General features: G+C 66.1%; 17 protein-coding genes and 1 pseudogene. 8 read left to right on the forward strand and 10 right to left on the reverse strand.

The window, feature by feature from the left end:
• Positions 1-74: 74 nt before the first annotated feature.
• The 6 genes from nusA to BHE01S_RS34195 all read right to left on the reverse strand — a co-directional run bounded on the left by nusA (position 75) and on the right by BHE01S_RS34195 (position 7,829).
• The gene (nusA, locus tag BHE01S_RS34170; protein ID WP_042272517.1) at positions 75-1,550 is read right to left on the reverse strand and encodes a transcription termination factor NusA; all 1,476 of its coding nucleotides are present in this window, start codon (positions 1,548-1,550) and stop codon (positions 75-77) included.
• The gene (gene rimP, locus BHE01S_RS34175; RefSeq protein WP_042272564.1) at positions 1,547-2,005 is read right to left on the reverse strand and encodes a ribosome maturation factor RimP; all 459 of its coding nucleotides are present in this window, start codon (positions 2,003-2,005) and stop codon (positions 1,547-1,549) included. Before rimP ends, nusA begins: the two co-directional genes overlap by 4 nt.
• Before the next feature lie 503 nt (positions 2,006-2,508).
• Complete coding sequence (gene rluB / locus BHE01S_RS34180; RefSeq protein WP_042272520.1) at positions 2,509-4,263, reverse strand: 23S rRNA pseudouridine(2605) synthase RluB; 1,755 nt, start codon at positions 4,261-4,263, stop codon at positions 2,509-2,511.
• A gap of 62 nt (positions 4,264-4,325) precedes the next feature.
• Entirely contained in the window at positions 4,326-5,282 is a 957-nt protein-coding gene (scpB, locus tag BHE01S_RS34185) for an SMC-Scp complex subunit ScpB (RefSeq protein WP_042272523.1), read from the reverse strand.
• A 348-nt stretch (positions 5,283-5,630) separates the two neighbouring features.
• Positions 5,631-6,830, reverse strand: coding sequence for a pyridoxal phosphate-dependent aminotransferase (locus BHE01S_RS34190; RefSeq protein ID WP_042272526.1), 1,200 nt, complete (start codon positions 6,828-6,830; stop codon positions 5,631-5,633).
• A gap of 96 nt (positions 6,831-6,926) precedes the next feature.
• Entirely contained in the window at positions 6,927-7,829 is a 903-nt protein-coding gene (locus BHE01S_RS34195) for a LysR family transcriptional regulator (RefSeq protein WP_042272531.1), read from the reverse strand.
• Between the two features lie 425 nt (positions 7,830-8,254).
• On the opposite strand from BHE01S_RS34195, the pseudogene BHE01S_RS34200 reads away from it, so the two are divergent.
• Both BHE01S_RS34200 and BHE01S_RS34205 read left to right on the forward strand, forming a co-directional pair.
• A pseudogene (locus BHE01S_RS34200) lies at positions 8,255-8,650 on the forward strand (transposase); the annotation flags it as partial.
• A 309-nt stretch (positions 8,651-8,959) separates the two neighbouring features.
• The gene (locus BHE01S_RS34205; protein ID WP_245639944.1) at positions 8,960-9,238 is read left to right on the forward strand and encodes a hypothetical protein; all 279 of its coding nucleotides are present in this window, start codon (positions 8,960-8,962) and stop codon (positions 9,236-9,238) included.
• Positions 9,239-9,477: 239 nt separating this feature from the next.
• Here the strand turns inward: BHE01S_RS34205 and BHE01S_RS34210 are convergent, their stop codons facing one another.
• Entirely contained in the window at positions 9,478-9,792 is a 315-nt protein-coding gene (locus BHE01S_RS34210; RefSeq protein ID WP_028204806.1) for a hypothetical protein, read from the reverse strand.
• Between the two features lie 286 nt (positions 9,793-10,078).
• Here BHE01S_RS34210 and BHE01S_RS34215 point away from each other — a divergent pair, with 286 nt between their 5' ends.
• From BHE01S_RS34215 to BHE01S_RS34225, 3 genes are all read left to right on the forward strand, one after another.
• Complete coding sequence (locus BHE01S_RS34215; RefSeq protein WP_245639945.1) at positions 10,079-10,801, forward strand: YdcF family protein; 723 nt, start codon at positions 10,079-10,081, stop codon at positions 10,799-10,801.
• Between the two features lie 158 nt (positions 10,802-10,959).
• On the forward strand, positions 10,960-11,187 hold the full coding sequence (locus tag BHE01S_RS34220; protein WP_042272540.1) for a hypothetical protein: 228 nt from the start codon (positions 10,960-10,962) through the stop codon (positions 11,185-11,187).
• Between the two features lie 237 nt (positions 11,188-11,424).
• The gene (locus BHE01S_RS34225; protein ID WP_042272543.1) at positions 11,425-11,685 is read left to right on the forward strand and encodes a hypothetical protein; all 261 of its coding nucleotides are present in this window, start codon (positions 11,425-11,427) and stop codon (positions 11,683-11,685) included.
• A 118-nt stretch (positions 11,686-11,803) separates the two neighbouring features.
• Here BHE01S_RS34225 and arfB read toward each other — a convergent pair whose 3' ends face one another.
• Positions 11,804-12,208: an alternative ribosome rescue aminoacyl-tRNA hydrolase ArfB gene (gene arfB, locus BHE01S_RS34230; RefSeq protein ID WP_042272544.1), complete on the reverse strand. Its 405-nt coding sequence runs from the start codon at positions 12,206-12,208 to the stop codon at positions 11,804-11,806.
• A gap of 176 nt (positions 12,209-12,384) precedes the next feature.
• On the opposite strand from arfB, the gene BHE01S_RS34235 reads away from it, so the two are divergent.
• Positions 12,385-13,056, forward strand: coding sequence for a VC0807 family protein (locus tag BHE01S_RS34235; protein WP_042272549.1), 672 nt, complete (start codon positions 12,385-12,387; stop codon positions 13,054-13,056).
• 122 nt (positions 13,057-13,178) lie between these two features.
• Positions 13,179-15,707, forward strand: a complete 2,529-nt coding sequence (locus tag BHE01S_RS34240) for an FUSC family protein (RefSeq protein WP_042272551.1) — start codon at positions 13,179-13,181, stop codon at positions 15,705-15,707.
• A 20-nt stretch (positions 15,708-15,727) separates the two neighbouring features.
• Here the strand turns inward: BHE01S_RS34240 and BHE01S_RS34245 are convergent, their stop codons facing one another.
• Entirely contained in the window at positions 15,728-15,922 is a 195-nt protein-coding gene (locus BHE01S_RS34245) for a hypothetical protein (protein ID WP_042272553.1), read from the reverse strand.
• Positions 15,923-16,013: 91 nt separating this feature from the next.
• Complete coding sequence (locus BHE01S_RS34250; RefSeq protein WP_028204798.1) at positions 16,014-16,475, reverse strand: Lrp/AsnC family transcriptional regulator; 462 nt, start codon at positions 16,473-16,475, stop codon at positions 16,014-16,016.
• A gap of 125 nt (positions 16,476-16,600) precedes the next feature.
• On the opposite strand from BHE01S_RS34250, the gene BHE01S_RS34255 reads away from it, so the two are divergent.
• Positions 16,601-17,218, forward strand: a complete 618-nt coding sequence (locus tag BHE01S_RS34255; RefSeq protein ID WP_042272556.1) for a cysteine dioxygenase family protein — start codon at positions 16,601-16,603, stop codon at positions 17,216-17,218.
• Positions 17,219-17,296 lie beyond the last annotated feature (78 nt).

Raw genomic sequence — 17,296 nt, forward strand, 5'->3', positions numbered from 1 at the left:
TCCGCCGCGTTCAGTTCAGTGGGTCATGGTCGCTTCCTGCTCGTCGCGCCCTGTTGCAGTTGCCCGTTGCCGGGTCACTGGAACCAGTGCTCACGCGCCTTCATGATCAACGCCTTGGCGGCGTCCTCTTCCATTCCCGTCATTTCGACCAGCTCGTCCACGGCCAGCTCGGCGAGCTCGTCGCGGGTGTGAACTTCATGCTGCGCCAGTTTCGCGAGCAGGTCCGGGTCGATTCCGTCCAGACTCTTCAGGTCCAGCGCGGCGCTTTCCACCTTCTCCTCGTTCGCGATGGCCTGCGTGAGCAGCGCGTCGCGAGCGCGGTTGCGCAGCTCGTGCACGGTGTCCTCGTCGAACGCCTCGATTTCCAGCATTTCGTTGAGCGGCACGTAGGCGATCTCTTCGAGGCTCGTGAAGCCTTCGTCGATCAGGATGTCGGCGACTTCTTCATCCACGTCGAGACGCGCCATGAACAGGTCGCGCAGCACCGTGCGCTCCTGATTCTGCTTTTGCGCGGATTCATCCGGCGTCATGATATTGATTTGCCAGCCGGTCAGTTCGCTGGCGAGACGCACGTTCTGGCCACTACGGCCGATCGCGACCGCGAGTTCGCTCTCGTCGACCACGACGTCCATCGAGTGTTTTTCCTCGTCGACGACGATCGACTGCACGGCAGCCGGCGCGAGCGCGCCGATCACGAACTGGGCGGGATCTTCCGACCATAGCACGATGTCGACGTTTTCGCCACCGAGCTCGTTGCGCACGGCCTGCACGCGCGAGCCGCGGATGCCGACGCAGGTGCCGATCGGGTCGATGCGCTTGTCGTAGGCCACCACGCCGATCTTGGCGCGCACGCCCGGATCGCGCGCCGCCGCCTTGATCTCGAGGAGGCCCTGTTCGATTTCGGGCACTTCCATTTCGAACAGCTTCATCAGGAACTCGGGCGCCGTGCGCGAGAGTTCGATCTGCGGGCCGCGCGCGGTGCGGTCGACCTTGCCGATCCAGGCGCGCACGCGGTCACCCACGCGCAGGTTTTCCTTCGGAATCAGCTGGTCGCGGCGCAGCAGCGCTTCCACACGGCCGGATTCGACGATGAAGTTGCCCTTGTCCATGCGCTTGACCGTGCCGGTCATGATGCTTTCGCCGCGCTCGAGGAAGTCGCTCAGGATCTGCTCGCGCTCGGCGTCGCGCACCTTCTGCAGGATGACCTGCTTGGCGGCCTGCGCGCCGATGCGGCCGAACTCGACCGAAGGCACCGGCTGCTCGACGAAGCCGTCGATCTGCGCTTCCGGGTCTTGCTCGCGGGCTTCGAACAGCAGGATTTCCTGGTCCGGCTCCTGCAAGCCTGCCTCGTCCGGGACGACGCGCCAGCGGCGGAACGTTTCGTGTTCGCCGCTTTCGCGATCGATATGCACGCGGATATCCGCATCTTCGTCGAAGAGTTTCTTGGAGGCCGACGCAAGCGCCGCTTCAAGGGCGGCGAACACCACGTCCTTGTCGACATTCTTCTCGCGTGCCAGCGCATCCACCAGCATCAACACTTCGCGACTCATTGTTTGCGGCTCCTAAAGTCAACTTTGGGGACAAGGCGTGCTTTGTCGATGTCCGCGAGCGTGAAATCAAGCATCGCGGGACCCGCCTTCCCTTCAAATTCCAGACCGATGGATTCGCCGTCGGGAGCATGCACGATGCCCCGGTACGATTTCCGTCCGTCCAATGGCTTTTTCAACGTGATTACCGCTTCGCAGCCTGCGAAGCGTTCGAAGTCCGCCAGTTTCTTCAGCGGACGGTCGAGACCGGGCGACGAAACCTCGAGTCGCTCGTAGTCGATGTTCTCGACCGTCAGAACGTGCTGCAGCTGACGCGTGACCTTCTCGCAGTCCTCGATCGCGATCCCCGCGGGCTGATCGATAAAGATGGTCAGCATGCCGCGCCCGGTGCGCTCGAGGTCGACCAGCTCGTAACCGAGCCCGGTGACCGTGGTTTCAATCAGTTCCGTCAGTTGCACAATGCCCACTCCAGATGTTCTGCGCAGCGGGCCAGCAACTTCCTTCGCTTTAATTCTTGCTTCGCCAGGAATTCGCGGGCCGCGCGCCAGGTGAGCGCGCGCGCTTCTCACCTACCTGCCCCACGATGACGAACGACCCGGAATGCCTGGACGACTCCCAAATTGACAATGCCGAACGTGAAACGTCGGCATCTGTCGGTATCCAATTTGGGGCGAACCAAAAAAAAATGGGCGAAACGCCCATCTTCTCACTTAGCCAGGTGGTCGCACCTGGGGCGCGTATTACAGCGCAGATAAAAGCCGCACGCCCAGCGACTTTGTGATTCTAGCCTTTTTTGCACATTAACGCAAATCACCGGTCAAGCCCAAGCCGCCATTTGCCGTTATTTATGGGCTCGCAAGCGGGCTTTTCCGGTGTTTTGGGCGCTAACCGCGCGCATCGCCGCCGTTGCATGGCCGCCGCCCGCCGCATGTCGCAGCCGGGCGGCGCGCGCCTGGCGGGATCAATGTCCGCGCGTGCGGTTGCGCGGCGTGCCACGCTGACCACCGCGGCTGTTGCCGCCCGCGCGGTTGCCATTGGGATTGGCATTGCCGCCGTTGCCGGGACCGCTGCGGCGATTGCCGTTGGCATTGCCGCCGGCACGCTTGCCCTGCGCGCCCGGCGCGCCCGGCGCGCGGTTGCCGTCGACATCGCGCCCGCCTGCACGGTTGCCGCCACGGCCGCCGAACCCGCCCGCGCCGAAGTTGCCATGACCGGCGCCCGCGCCGCCGAAGCCGCCCGCCGCGCCGCGCCGTCCCTGACCCTGACGCGGCTGAGCCATCGCGCCGTGCGAGCTGAGCACCGGCTCGCGGTTGATGAAGCCCATCGACGTCTGCATCGGATCGGGCTGGCGACGCTCCTGTTCCTTGCCGCCGCGACCGCCCTTCTCTTCGCTCGGCGCCTTCAGGCCGACCGCTGCCATCAGTGCGCGCACCTGATTGTCCTCGAGCTCTTCCCAGCGGCCGCGCTTGAGGCCCTTGGGCAGCGCGATCGGGCCGTGGCGCGTGCGGATCAGGCGGCTCACCATCAGGCCCGCCGCCTCGAACATGCGGCGCACTTCGCGGTTACGGCCTTCGGCCAGCGCGACGTGATACCAGTGATTCGTGCCTTCGCCGCCGCCGTCGCGGATGCGCAGGAAACTCGCGGGGCCGTCCTCGAGCTCGACGCCCTTGAGCAGCTTCTGGCGATTGCCCTCGGTCAGCTCGCCCACCACGCGCACGGCATATTCGCGCTCCACGCTGTAGCGCGGATGCATGAAACGGTTGGCCAGATCCCCCGAGGTGGTCAGCATCAGGAGACCTTCGGTGTTGAAGTCCAGGCGGCCGACGGCCAGCCACTTCGCCGTTTTCATCGGCGGCAGACGGTCGAACACCGAGGGACGGCCTTCCGGATCGGCATGGCTCACGATTTCGCCGGTGGGCTTGTGATAGATCAGCACGCGCGGCGGCTTGTTCTGCAGCTTGCGCTTGATGGGCTTGCCATTGATGCGGACCTGGTCGGTCGGCAGAATGCGCTGGCCGATGTGCGCGGGCTCGCCGTTCACCGAGACGCGCCCGGCGATGATCAGCTCCTCCATGTCGCGGCGCGAGCCCATGCCCGCATCCGCCAGCACCTTGTGCAGCTTGGGCGCGTCGTCGTCCGGGCTCAGCACGCGCTTGGGCTGCTGGGCGCGGCCGCGGCGCAGCATCGGTGCGCGCACGCCCGAACCGGCGCCGTTGTCCGCGTCGAACGCCGGCGACGTCACGTAGAGGAACAGGTCGTCCTGCGTGGACTCGCCCGCGGCGGCTGCCGGCTGGCCTTCGCCGCGGCCCTGGCCTTTCTGGCGCTTGCCCGCGCCCTGCTGGCGTTCGCCCTGACGCTCGCCCTGAACTGCGGCGCCGGCGTTCTGGCGGCGGCCCGGCTTCTTCGCGCCCGCGTCCTTGCGCGGTGCGCGCCCGGCGGGAGCGCGCTCAGGCGTCGCCTCCGGTGCGGCGGCGGGCGCTGCGGACACGCCGGCGCCCTCCGTGCCTTCTGCGGCCTTGGCCTTCGCGCCCGCGCGGCGGCGCGCGATCAGGCTGCGCGGCCCGCGGCGCAGGCCACGGCGCGGACGCTCTTCGCCCTCGCCGCCCTGTGCTTCGCCTTCGACCTGCGAAGCACGCGTGTCGTCGTCGCGCGCGGAGGACGCGCGACGCGCGGATTCGGACGCGTCGGTCGAATCGGTGTCGTGGATATCAGTCAAAACAACCTCAAGATGTCAGGTTGCGCGCCCGCTTGCGGGGCGCGTCAAAAATGCTTGTTGCTTCAGATGCCGCGTCGTGCGGCTTCGTCGTCCGTCGTCGAGACGGGGTCGTCCTGCGCCGCGTCGCGGCGGTCTTCGTGTTCTTCTTCGCCCGCCGCATCGGCTGCGTGCGCGGCATCCTGCGCGTAAGCGTCCGGGGCGGGCCCGTGCTGCGCGAGGCTTGTTTCGTCATGTACTGCTTCGCCCGGGGCATCGGCTGCGTATGCAACGTCTGCGCCTGCCGCCTCGTGCGTTGTTGCCGTTGCGTGCGTCCCGGGCTGTGCGGGCGTTGCATCGCCCGACGTTTCAGCGTCCGACGCAGCGCTCTCGCCTGCCGGAACCAGCGCATCTTCCGCGCCTGCGGCATCGGTGGCAGCCGCGGGCTGGCCTTCCCCGACGAACTGCGCCGCAGCGCTATCGGGAAACTCGATCGCATGCTGGGCAAGCAGTTGCTCGCCGAACTGGCTCGACGGGTCGTCGAGCGGCGGCAATTCGTCGAGCGACTTCAGGCCGAGATCGTCGAGAAACTCCCGTGTCGTTGCATAGAGTGCCGGACGGCCCGGTACGTCACGATGACCGATGACTTCGATCCAGTTACGGTCCTCGAGCTGTTTGACGACCTGCGTGTTGACCGTAACGCCGCGAATTTCCTCGATGTCGCCGCGCGTGACCGGCTGCCGGTACGCGATGATCGCAAGCGTTTCGAGGACCGCTCGCGAATAGCGCGGCGGCTTTTCGGGGTGCAACCGGTCAAGGTACGTCCGCATGGCCGGCTTGCTCTGAAAGCGCCAGCCCGACGCGAGCCCCACCAGCTCGACGCCGCGCCCGGACCATTCATGCCGCAGGTCTTCGAGCAGGTTGCGGACTGTGTCGGCCGAAATGTCGTCGGCAAACAGTTTGCGCAGTTCGCCGATCTTCAACGGCTCCTGCGTACAGATCAATGCAGTCTCGAGGACGATTTTCGCCTCTTGGGTATTCATGCAGCCAGGTCAGACCCTAAGTAAGGTAAATCAGGTTCAAGGAACCGGATCAGACAGACGAAAGACGATATGGAACTGGAGACGCGCTCGCCCGATTCTGATCGGTCATATTGATGGGAGCACGCACCGGGGGGCCGAAATTCAGGCAAAGTGCCAGACCCAGCCGGAGGGAGCCGCGAAATCCCGCAGGGAATCGCTTGACTGAGCGCCATATTACGCAAAAACGCTGGGTGCGTAAAGACGCCATTGCGCATGAGGGGTCTCCTCTTGACTCGTGCCCCGCCACCGCCTTGTGCCCGCTCGCGCCATGCCGGCGCATGGCGCGAGTGCGTGGCGGCCGACACGCGCTTAGTGCGCTCCAACCGTCTCCAGGTAGCGCGCGAGTCGCTCCACGCCCGCATCGAGCCGCGCCGGATCGCACGCATAGCACCAGCGCACGAAGCCCTCACCTTGCGGCCCGAACGCGCTGCCCGGCGCGAGGCCGAGACCCGCCTCGCGCACCAGCGCCTTGCACAGCTCGAGGCTGTTCTGCGCGCCCGCCAGCCGGAAAAAGAGGTACATCGCGCCGCGCGGCACTTTCAGGTCGACGCCGGGCAGCTTCGCCAGCGCCGCGGCGAGATGGTCGCGCGAGGCGCGCAGATCGGTCACCAGCGCGCGCGCAAACGACTCGCCGTGCTCGACTGCCGCAATCCCGGCCTGCTGCACGAACGAGGGCGCGCACGAGGTGTTGTACTCGACCAGCTTGCCCAGATCGTCGGTCAAGCTGCGCGGCACGACCATCCAGCCGAGCCGCCAGCCGGTCATGAGCCAGGCCTTCGAGAACGAATTGACGCAGATCAGGCGCTCTTCGCGCGACGCGAGATCGAGGAACGAGGGCGCGGTGCGCTCACTCGCGTCGCCATAGTAAAGGCGCTCGTAGACTTCGTCGGCGACGATCCAGATGCCGAGGCGCCGGCAATGCTCGAGCACCGCGCGCTGCTGGTCGCGCGTCATCACCCAGCCGGTCGGATTGTTCGGCGAGTTGATCATGAGCAGACGCGTAGCGGGCGTGAGCGCCGCCAGCAGCCGGTCGAGATCGAGCGTCCAGCCGTGTTCGCCGTAGCTCAGAGAAATCGTCTCGACCGTGGCGCCGAGGATCTTCGGGATTTCGACGAGATTCGGCCACAGCGGGGTCACCGCCACCACACGGTCGCCCGCGCCGACCACGAGTTGCGCCGCCAGCATCAGCGCGTTGACGCCGGCGCTCGTGACCGCCAGGTTGTCCACCGACGTCGCGCCGTGCAGTTCGCTCACATAGCGCGCGAGCGATTCGCGCAGCGGCGCGATGCCGAGGTTGTGCGTATAGAACGTGTCGCCGCGGCCGAGCGCTTCAGCGGCCGCCTCGCGGATGAAGGGCGGCGTCACGCGGTCGGACTCGCCGAACCAGAACGGCAGCACGTCGGGAACGCCGAACCCGGCGTTCGCCACTTCGCGGATCTGCGACGAGCGCAACGCACGCACCGCTTCGCGCGGCAGGGAGATGGAGGACGACGGTTCGAAATCGCTCATCGGGGTTTCGGGTGGCACAGAATGTGGGAAAACATGGAGTGTAGCGCGCGGCCCTGCGCGACGAGGTCCACGCCTGCAAGCGTCGGCGCAGCGGCTTCAGGGCTGCGCTTCGGGCTGACCGGCAAGTTGACGGATCAGCGCCCAGACCGCTTCGGCGGCCGGGGAAAGCGAGCGGTCGCGCCGCCGCACGAGCTCGACGGTGCGCTCCGCGCGCGGCACGAGCGGCCGCGCAAGCAAGGGCGCGCCCGCCGGCACGGGTAGCGCGAGCCAGGGCAGCACGCTGATGCCCACGCCCGCCTCCACGAGGCCGAAGACCGTGGCCGGATGACCCAGCTCCTGCACCACGCGTGCGCGCACGCCCTGCTCGCTCATCACGGCGTCGATGAGCGGGCGGCTGCCGGAGGCGTAGTCCAGCATCACGAGACGCTCGCCGTCCAGCTCTTTCCACGAGACTTCCTGGCTCAGCGCGAGCGCATGATCGCCGCGCACGACCACGCAGAACGAGTCCGTGGTCAGGCATTGCGTTTCGAGATCCTCAGCGGCAAAGGGCCCGATGATGACGCCGAAGTCCACTTCGCCCGAGCGGATCTTGCGCACGACGTCGCTCTGCACGTCGTCGCGCAAGCCAAGCGTAATGTAGGGAAACTGCCGCCCGCACGCGGCAACGACCTGCGGCATCAAGCGGCACGCGACCGTCGGACTGGCCGCCACGACGACGCGGCCGCGCCGCTGCTCGCCGATCTCGCGAATTTCGCGCAAGGCGTCATCGAGATCGCCGAGCAGCCGCGGGATGCTCGCGATCAGGTTTGCGCCGACATCGGTGAGCTGGACCTCGCGCGTGGTCCGGTCGACGAGCTTCACGCCAATCTCGGCTTCGAGCTCGCGCACACAGCGGCTCACCGCCGACTGCGTCAGCCCGATTTCGTCCCCCGCCCGGCTAAAGCTCTGCAGCCGGGCGACCTCGATGAAGACCCGCAACTGCCGCAGTGTCACATTCATCCGCTCGCCTCATGAATTGTCCGTTTTCATGCAATTTTATGCCGGACACCCATCGTTACGGGTGGAGGAACCGCGCAGCCCATTATTCGCCGCAATGCAGCAATAAGGCGCAAGCGCACGTCGGACGGGCTTGTCTGCACAAGATTGGTGATTCTCCCGATTTTCTCGACAAGTGTTTTCGAGTCTTATACGCCCCTGGCAATCTCCCGCGCGGGCTTGGCGCCACGCGGCTTCAAGACGAGAACGTACGTGCTGGCACGGTTTTCGCATTAAGGCACGCACAGGTTCGATGGACGTACCGGAAACATGCAGTCCGGGGCGATTCAGCCGGGCCCGCCTGGTACTCCGGCATCCGGCCGGGAGTCCATGAAGAGTGCGCAGCGCGGGGCAGCGCACCGGAGATAGCTTCGCTGAGGTGAAACATGATGCTGTTCGACGATTTGAGAGACAACGAATGGGCGCTGGTCGAGGCGTTGTTCTGTGCTGAACCGGCACGGAGCGAACGGCGCGGACGGCCTCGCGTCGAAGCGCGTGCTGTGGTCAACGCGGTGCTCTGGGTGCTTTCGACGGGTGAAGGCTGGTCCAAGCTCCCGGGCCGCTACCCCTCGCCGCCGACTTGCCGCCGTCGTTTCGACGAGTGGCAGGCAGACGGCACGCTTGCAGAGATCGTCAAGCGACTGAGCACGAATGGGCGTGAAATCTCGCTGCGCGGCCGTATCGGCGCCACGGCGACCAAGCCGCCCGCGCCGCCCAGCCGTGATCGCCTGCGCGGCGCATTCTGGACCAATCCGGAATCGTGGCGCGCACCGGTCAAGATGGCCTGAACCACGCTTCATTTGATGCTTCGTTTGCTTTCCCGCCGGGTGCTCCGCGCACCCGGCGTGTCTTCCCCCCCCTCCTTGCGCATTTCGTTGCGCTGCAGACCGCGCTCCAGTCCTGTGCCTATACGGCCGCTTTCTCCGGCTCATCCAGACTGCCTTCGGCATCGCTGCGTCCGCAACCAAGCGACCGGCACTGCGCGATACATCTCTTTACCAATATTTACAGCGCGCTTTCGCGTCCGACGTTAGCTTAGGACCATGTCGATTAACGTCAAGAAACAGGATTGACGGGGAACCACCATGAAATCCATGAACCTGCCCATCCGGGGCATCATGGTTTCGCTGTCCACCCTCGCCCTCTTCGCGCCGACAGCGTCGTTCGTGTCGTTCAGCGCCGCAGCCCAGCCGCCGCATGCCGCCGCGCCGACATGGTCGATGCCGCGCGCCGGCGCGCATGCGTTGCCGCCCGCAGCGCCCGGCCAGAACGCGGGCAATCCACCGGCGCCGCGCGGCGATTTGCGCGGCGACATTGCGGACAATGCCCGCCGCAGCGCGCCGCAGAGGCAGGAACCGACGCAGCGGCGGTGAGCCCGCCAGCCAAACGCGATCGAGGGGGCTGCCGGAACCGATGAATGAGGAACGATGAGGCAGGGCTGCGAAACCGCCGCGGAGCCTCGCGGCTCAGCATATACCCTGCCCCGGGGAACCACCGCGCGTCACATGCGGTCTACCCTTACGCCATCAAGCACAGCGTGGCAGCAGTAATTCCGGTAAGCCCGTATCCTTCGATGCGGGCTTTTTTTTGGCGGGACGAAGAAGGTGGAGTGCTACTGGCTGGCTTCCAGGCCGGATTGAGGCACGCGCTCGGCGACGTAGTCGGCCACGCGATGCGCGCTCCACTGGAGCGTGCGCTCGTCGCGCGCGAGCCGGGCGAATTCGGCGCGGCCGCGATCGGTCAGCACCGCGATATCGACCGGCGCATGGAAACCCGGCGCCGGCGCAACCGTGCGCTGCCGGACGATGTCCATCATGCCGAGATCGCGCAAATACTGGAACACTTCAGGACGACGCGCCCACGGGACCTGCCGATACTGCACCCGCCTCAGCGCTTCGAGTACTGCTTCGTTGGAATACGTGGTCATCTCACTTCTTTCTTAAAATGCAGTCCTGCGATCATTGAGCCTCGCGCGAGCCAGCTGCGGCGCAATGCGGGCCTGAGAACGGCGCAGACGGTGCCCTGGCGGCCCCACGCGCCCTAGCCGTGCGCTGTGCAGCGGCAGGGACTGCAGGTTATCCGGGCCCCCGTGAAAGCGGCTTCACCGCTTCCCGCACGGTCAACGCCGCGCCACGCTCGCGGCGCAAAGGTCGGTTGGACGCGCATTTTCCCGAAAACAATACGTTACCTCATCCAAATTGATTCTATTCGTTTTGTTTGTGCTATTTGTTGCGCTCGGCCTGCTGTGGCGCAGCGCGCGCTGGCGTGTCGCGGCCTGCGCGGCCGCAGTTTTCTGGCTGCTCGCGACCGGCTGGCTCACCGGGGTGCTGCTCGATATCGCCCAGCCGGAGTTGTATCGCACTCCCTACGATCAGGCGAAAATCGGCCCGGCGCGCTTCGGTGCACGCACCGCCATCATCATGCTCGGCGGAGGCACGCAAATGCGCGATGGCCGACTGGTCCCCAAGCACGACGTCTACGCACGCATCGCCCTTGCCGCCGACCTGTACGCGCAATGCGCGCGCGCGGGCGGCACGTGCCGCGTGATCGTGAGCGGCGGCAACCCGCAGCACCACGCGAGCGCCGAGGCTGACAACTACGCGCCCTATCTGTTGCGCGCCGGTGTGCCGGGTGCCGACCTCGTGCTCGAAAACCAGAGTCTCACGACGTATCAGAACGCGCGCAACGTCGCGCCCATCGTGCGGGCCGGAAACGATGAAACGCTCCTGCTGGTGACGTCCTCGTACCAGATGCGCCGCGCGATGCTCGATTTCCGGCGCTTCGACATGAACCCGCTGCCTGCGGTTTCCAGCGTGCGCCGCGCCGAGTGCGGCCTGTTCCCGCGCATCGCAAATCTCAAGTCCGCCGAAACGGCGCTCCACGAATCGATCGGGATTGCGCAGTTTTACGTGTATCGGATGATTGGCTGGTTCTAGTATGACGTTAGGCGACGGTGGATGTAACTAAATGTAACTCCCGTGCGAATAGCTTACATCATGTCATCTGGCGCGAGTATTTGATCGTTAAAATGGGATGTCCATCCTGCTTGGACAGGTACCGGCTGGGTCCATAAACCGCTCCTTCGGAGGTAGAGATGAAAAAAGTGTCCCTCGCAGTCCTGATTTCACTTTCCGCACTGGCGGGCGTTGCGCATGCGCAATCGGATAACGGCATCACGATGAGCACCGACCCGGCCAAGGCCGACGACGTCCTGCAACGCGCACAGGCCCTGCAGCAGCAACAGCAAGCGGCGCCCGCGCCGGCACCGATGATGCATCACAAGTCGGGGCATATGCATCACAAGAAGGCCCCCGCCCAGTAAGAACAGGCGAGGCCTGGCCGCGCGCAGCCCAGCGCACGCGGGCAGCGCCTTCCAGGCAATGAAGCCGATGCCGGTCTGGCCGTCATCGGCTTTTTTCTTTGCCGCGTCACCCTGCCGCGTGCCTGGCATCGCCTGCGCGACGGCGCGCGGGCGCGGTATGCTAAAGTCGCGCACCTCGAAAACGCCCCGGTCGGCGTAGACCCAACCTTTTGTGCGCGCCACGCGCGGAGAAACGCAATGAGCAACATCCAGCTCGACATCGAATGGACCGAAGCGGCCTCACGCAAGATCGAAAAACTGATGCCGCGCGGCGGCAGCCAGGACGCGTATCTCGCGCTGCCCCCCATCGAATGCCTGCCGATGGAAGGCGATGTGCTGTTTCTCGGGCCGGCCGGCAAGCAGCAGCCGTTCATCGTGGCGGAGCGCCAATACCATCATGAAGGCGATGCGGACTGGACCATCATCCTGATTCTCGACGTGCCCAACACGGCGCACTGAGCAGCAAACCGCGCCGCCGGCAGGCGGCATCCGAGGTGCACGCAGCTGACGCGGGCGCCTCTCGCGGCCTCAACTCCTTCCGCCTTGCATGGCATGCCTCGCCGCGCAGTGCTCGTCGCTATTCGGTTACACGTCGGCGCCCCGCCTTCAGCGCACCGGTGCGCGCCTTGCTGTCGAGCCGGCGCAGCTTCGAGGCGCGCGTCGGGCGCGTCGCCACGCGTGCCTTGCGCGTCACGCTCACGCTGTCGATCAGTTCCTCGAGGCGCGCAAGCGCGGCCACCCGGTTCTGTTCCTGGGTGCGGTATTCCTGCGACTTGATCACGACCACGCCCTCACTCGTAATCCGCCGGTCGGCGAGCGCGAGCAGACGCATCTTGAGCACCTCGGGCAAAGAGGAGGCGCGGATGTCGAAGCGCAGATGAATCGCGCTCGACACCTTGTTCACGTTCTGGCCGCCCGCGCCCTGTGCGCGAACGGCGACGAGTTCGATTTCCTGCAACGGGATGGGCGCGCGTGCGGTCATGGGCAACAAAGAGAAAGCAGGCCGCATCGGGCCGGACACGCGGCAGTGTCGCACAGCGCGGCCGAGTCGGCACAGGCATGACACCAGCGTGACCTGCGCAGCCAGTTTGCCGGCACGCGGCGCATGAACCATACTGGCGACATTGCCTTGGGCGAACCCTCAGGAGCACGCGCCCCATGAAGTTGCGTCCTGCATTCGTTGCCGAACTGGCGGTCAACCTGCTGCTTCCCTGGGTCGCCTACCGTCTCGCCGAGCCGCACTGGGGCGAAGTGGGCGGCCTCATTGCCTCGGCCGCGCCGCCGCTCGCCTGGAGCATCGTCGAGCTGGTGCGCTTTCGGCGCGTGGATGCGCTCTCCGCCATCATTCTGCTCGGCATCGTGCTCTCGCTCGTCGCCGTGGCGTTCGGCGGCAGCCCGCGCGTGCTGTTGATGCGCGAAAGCCTCGCGTCCGGCGCGATCGGCGCCGCGTTCCTGATCTCGCTTCTCGCGAAGCGCCCGCTCGTGTTCTATCTCACGCGCGCGACGGTCGCGCGCGAGACGCGCGAGGGTGTCGCGCGGCTCGAGCAGCTCTGGAAGGAAAACGCGAGCTTCGCGGCGGCCATGCGGCTGCTCACGTTCATCTGGGGTTTCGGGCTGTGTCTCGATTCCGCGCTGCGCACTTATCTGGCCGCCACCTGGCCGATCGAGCGCTTTCTCGTCGTCTCGCCGATCATCGGATATGGCGTGTTCGGCGGCCTGATGGCCTGGACCTTCTGGTATCGCACGCGCATGCGGCGCATTCACGGCACGCACGGCCTGCTCGGCGACGCGGCCGCCGCAGCGAATGCGGGCACGCTCAGCGTGGACTGAGACGCCGGCGCCGCCTTCGGCCCGCTTCGGCATGCATCGGCGGTCAGATCGCGCCCGAAATACGTTAGACTCAGCGCCACACTCCGCGGCGTTCCGTCCGCTCTCGAACTTCCCGGCAGTCGATGCGCTACTCCGTAGAAATCAGGAAATTCCTCTATAGCCAGTACTTTTACGGCGGCCTGCGCATCGCGATCGGCATCTCGCTTCCCGCTGTCCTGTGCCTGTTCGTCTTTCACAAGAGCGAGCTGGGCTTCACCATCTCGACAGGCGCGCTCGGCGCCTGCGTGGTCGACATGCCAGGGCCGCTCAAGTACAAGCGCAACGAAATGCTCGCGTGCAGCGTGATCGGCTTTCTCTCCGCTTACGCCACGGGCCTCGCCACCTTCAGTCCCATCGCGCTATGGGCCACCGTGGTGCCGCTCACCTTCGTGCTCTCACTGATCGTGGTCTACGGCAACCGCTGGCCGCAGATCAGCTTCGCCACCCTCTTCATGATGGTGATGACGCTCGAGGAGCATTTCACGCCGCACCTCGCCCTCGTCAATGCGCTGTGGATCCTGCTGGGCGGCCTCTGGTACACGGCGTGGTCGACCTTGATCAGCCAGCTCATGCTCGATCGCATCGAGCAGCAGGCGCTCGCCGAGAGCGTGTTCGCCTGCGCCGACTACCTGCTCGCGCGCGCCCAGTTCTTCGACCTCGACAACGATCTCGACGAGTGCTATCGCAACCTCGTCGCAAAGCAGATCGCCGCCGTCGAGCGTCAGGACGCGGCGCGCGACATCGTGTTGCGCAACCTGCCCAGGCTCAGGGCCGGCAAGATCGACGCGCGGCGCGCAATGCACTTCAACCTGTTCATCAACACGGTCGATCTGCATGAGCTGTTCGTGGGCGCACACACCGACTATCCGCTCGTGCGCAACACCTTCGGCGGCTCCGACCTGCTCGTGTTCTACCGCGACCTGATCCGCAAGGCCGCCGCCGATCTCGAGGACATCGGCCTCGCGGTGCTGCAAAACGAGGCGCCGCGCGCGAGCGTGAACGTGAAGGCCGAGTTGCGCGCCATCGAATACGAACTCGAGCAGCTGAAAAAGCGCGACCTGGCCGCGACCGACCCGGAGGCCTACGCGGCGATCTCGGCGTCGTTCCGGCGTATCTGGAGCGCGACACGCCTGATCGACCGCATGCGCCGCAGCCTCGCGAGCGAAGTGCCGACGACCGAAACCGAGCTGCGCATCGACGAAGCGCTCACGCGGTTCGTCACGAACCGCCGCGTGTCCTGGCTGCAGATTTTCTCGAATCTCTCGATGGCCTCGCCGAGCTTTCGCCACGCGCTGCGCGTGACGATCGCCGTGGCGGTGGGCTTCTGGCTCGGGCGGCTTCTGCCGCTCACCAACGCCTACTGGATCGTGATGACGAGCATCATCATCCTGAAGCCGGGCTATTCGCTCACGCGCCAGCGCAACGCGCAGCGTATCGTCGGCACGCTGATCGGCTGTCTGGCGAGCATTGCGTTGATCCTGCTCGTGAAGCAGCCGCTCGTGCTGCTCGTCTCGATGTTCGCGGCGATGGTGATGAGCTACAGCCTCCTGCTCTTCAACTACACGGCAAGCGTGGTGTTCACGTCGGCCTATGTACTCCTGATGTTTCATCTGCTCGCGCCGGGCAGCATGCGCATCATCGGCGAGCGCGCGATCGATACGGTGGTGGGCTGCATGATCGCCATCGGCGCGAGCCATCTGTTCCCGTACTGGGAATACCGTCTGATGGGCAAGCTCGTGCACGACATGATCGCCGCGACGCGCAGCTATCTCGAGGCGAGCTGGTGGTGGAGCGGGCGCACGAGCGCGCCGCAGCCGGCGTTCGCGGGGGCCGCGGTAAGCGAGGCCGGCGCACGGGTGGCCGCTCATGCAGCGCCCGCGGCGACGCTCGCAGCCGATGCGGGCGGCGCGGCGAATCCGGTGCCCGGCAGCGTGAGCGCCATGGCGAGTGCTTCGGCGAACGCGGCGAGCGTCATCGACGAACCTGTCGCCGCCGCGGCGACCCTCGACGACTCGCCCACAGCCGGCGCTCCGGGCTCGCCCGTGTCGGCCGTGGGCGCGAAAGCCACTGCACAGACCGCGCAGGCCACGGCGGGCGCAGCTGCGGCGGCGCCCTCGCTCGCGCGCGACTTCCGCTACCGGCTCGCACGCAAGAACGTGCACGTGGCGTTTGCGAATCTCGGCCAGGCGTTCCAGCGCATGATGCTCGAACCGAAGGCCGCCCAGAAGTTCGTACCCGAGCTCAACGACCTGCTCGTGCGCAGCCACGTGCTCGCCTCGCAGATCACGGCCACCGCACCGCTCCTGCGCAGCACGGCGCGGCCCGATCAGCCGGAGGTCAAGCTCGATGCGCTCGAGCGCGCGCTTTCGTGCGTGCGCGAGAACCTCGTCGCCGCCGAAGCGGGCATGCCTGCACCCGCCGATCAGGCGGGCATCACGAAGCAGCTCACGCGCGAACTCGATGCCATGGTGGTGCAAGCCGAGCGTGCGCTCGGCGCCGCCGCGGAACTGCCCCAGGAACTCAAGCTGCTCGCACACCAGTGCAAGCAGATGATCACGGCGTCCTGGCTGATTCGCCGGGACGCGAGCATCATCCGGCTACCGGAGCAATAAGAAGGCGAAGGCCCGGCGCGTCACTGCGTCGAGCCGCTGGCCTGCGAGCCCGCCGTGCTCGCGGACGCATGCGCCGCGCCGGCGCCCACGGTCTCGTCGTACTCGCGCTTGCTTTTCAGCGCGTTGAACAGCACGGTGCCGATCACCAACAGCACCACCGCGACGATGAGCACGGCAACACCAACCGTTGGGTTCTTCTTGCGCGGTTCGTTCATCGGTCGTGCCCAGCCTCGAATCGGAATTGGATGACAGGAACGGGCATTCTACGCCGCCATGCCTTGCAGACGGCTTGCGCCGCGAGGGCCACTACGTCCCGCTGCGCACGGGCAGCGCCGTCGAATACTTGAGCTGCTCCATCGCGAAGCTCGAACTGACGTCGAACAGCGGCACGGCGCGAATGAGCTGCTTGTAGACACGGTCGAAGTCGTCGATATCGGAGACCACGATGCGCAGCAGGTAGTCGGTCTCGCCGCTCATGCGATACGCCTCGACGATCTCGGGAATCTCCTGCACGGCGCGCGTGAAGGTCTGCGCCCATGCCTCGGTGTGCTGGTTCGTGCGCACGGCGACGAACACCGTTGTTCCCACGCCGAGCTTGCGCGGGTCGCACAACGCGACCTGCGCGCGGATCACGCCCGTTTCCTTCAGACGCTGCACGCGCTTCCAGCATGGCGTTTGCGAAAGATTGACGCGCTGCGCCAATTCCGCCACCGGCATGGTCGCGTCCTGCTGCAGCAGCTCAACCAGCTTTCTGTCGATGAGATCCATTTCTGCACTCCCCGAAGCGTAGAAATTTATTCTACACGAAGGGCGAATGAGGAAAAAATAGGAAAACTTATTCCGGCCGCGAACGGCTATAAATCTTCTTGTAGAAACCGGAAGAAGAACACGCCATGAATGCCCCTGCAGAACTCGCCCTGCAAAGCGCCTTCCATACCGCGGAGCACCACGCTGCCGCCGTCGCGCGCTTCACCGCCGCACTCGAGGCCGCCTTCGATGCCTGCTCGACGCCCGGCGACCCCTCGCGGTGCGCACGCTTCGCGCGCGGCATGCGCGCGGCGCTCACGCGCGCGCTCGCCGACCCGGCGCTCGTTACGCCCGCGCAGCGCGAGGGCTGCGCCCAGACGTACCGGCGTCATGTCATCGCTGCCGACAGCCGCGGCCGCTACACGGTCGCGGCGCTCGTCTGGCAGCCCGGCCACGCGAGCCCGATTCATGCGCATCACACCTGGTGCGGCTACGCCGTGCTCGACGGCACGCTGACCGAAACGCTTTACGTGTGGGACGACGTCCGGCAAGGCGCCGAAGAGGTTCGCTCGCATCCGCGCGCGAGCGGCGCGGTATCGTTCGGCGGACCTGGGCGCGCCAGCATTCACCGGCTTTCGAACGGCAGCGACGCACGGGCCGTCTCGCTGCATGTCTACGGCGTCGCCGCCGAACACATCGCCACGCGGGTCAACGACGTGCTGGCGCTGGGGCAGGAACGCGCTTTCACGCAACCGGGGTGCTAGGGGGCGATCTCCAACACGGTGATCAGCAAGAAGACCGGGACAGATCTGCGCCGGCGCAGACCTTCAGCCGCGGCTGCC

Source organism: Paraburkholderia heleia NBRC 101817, from assembly GCF_000739775.1.
Lineage (GTDB): Bacteria > Pseudomonadota > Gammaproteobacteria > Burkholderiales > Burkholderiaceae > Paraburkholderia > Paraburkholderia heleia.

Excerpts from the sequence above, each read along its gene's own strand:
- BHE01S_RS34255 (WP_042272556.1), top strand. The coding sequence starts at position 16,601 with ATGAATGCCCCTGCAGAACTCGCCCTGCAAAGCGCCTTCCATACCGCG.
- arfB (WP_042272544.1), bottom strand. The coding sequence starts at position 12,208 with ATGACCGCACGCGCGCCCATCCCGTTGCAGGAAATCGAACTCGTCGCC.
- BHE01S_RS34220 (WP_042272540.1), top strand. The coding sequence starts at position 10,960 with ATGAAAAAAGTGTCCCTCGCAGTCCTGATTTCACTTTCCGCACTGGCG.
- BHE01S_RS34190 (WP_042272526.1), bottom strand. The coding sequence starts at position 6,830 with ATGAGCGATTTCGAACCGTCGTCCTCCATCTCCCTGCCGCGCGAAGCG.
- BHE01S_RS34240 (WP_042272551.1), top strand. The coding sequence starts at position 13,179 with ATGCGCTACTCCGTAGAAATCAGGAAATTCCTCTATAGCCAGTACTTT.
- BHE01S_RS34250 (WP_028204798.1), bottom strand. The coding sequence starts at position 16,475 with ATGGATCTCATCGACAGAAAGCTGGTTGAGCTGCTGCAGCAGGACGCG.
- BHE01S_RS34245 (WP_042272553.1), bottom strand. The coding sequence starts at position 15,922 with ATGAACGAACCGCGCAAGAAGAACCCAACGGTTGGTGTTGCCGTGCTC.
- scpB (WP_042272523.1), bottom strand. The coding sequence starts at position 5,282 with ATGAATACCCAAGAGGCGAAAATCGTCCTCGAGACTGCATTGATCTGT.
- BHE01S_RS34205 (WP_245639944.1), top strand. The coding sequence starts at position 8,960 with ATGAACCTGCCCATCCGGGGCATCATGGTTTCGCTGTCCACCCTCGCC.
- BHE01S_RS34235 (WP_042272549.1), top strand. The coding sequence starts at position 12,385 with ATGAAGTTGCGTCCTGCATTCGTTGCCGAACTGGCGGTCAACCTGCTG.
- BHE01S_RS34225 (WP_042272543.1), top strand. The coding sequence starts at position 11,425 with ATGAGCAACATCCAGCTCGACATCGAATGGACCGAAGCGGCCTCACGC.
- BHE01S_RS34195 (WP_042272531.1), bottom strand. The coding sequence starts at position 7,829 with ATGAATGTGACACTGCGGCAGTTGCGGGTCTTCATCGAGGTCGCCCGG.
- nusA (WP_042272517.1), bottom strand. The coding sequence starts at position 1,550 with ATGAGTCGCGAAGTGTTGATGCTGGTGGATGCGCTGGCACGCGAGAAG.
- BHE01S_RS34210 (WP_028204806.1), bottom strand. The coding sequence starts at position 9,792 with ATGACCACGTATTCCAACGAAGCAGTACTCGAAGCGCTGAGGCGGGTG.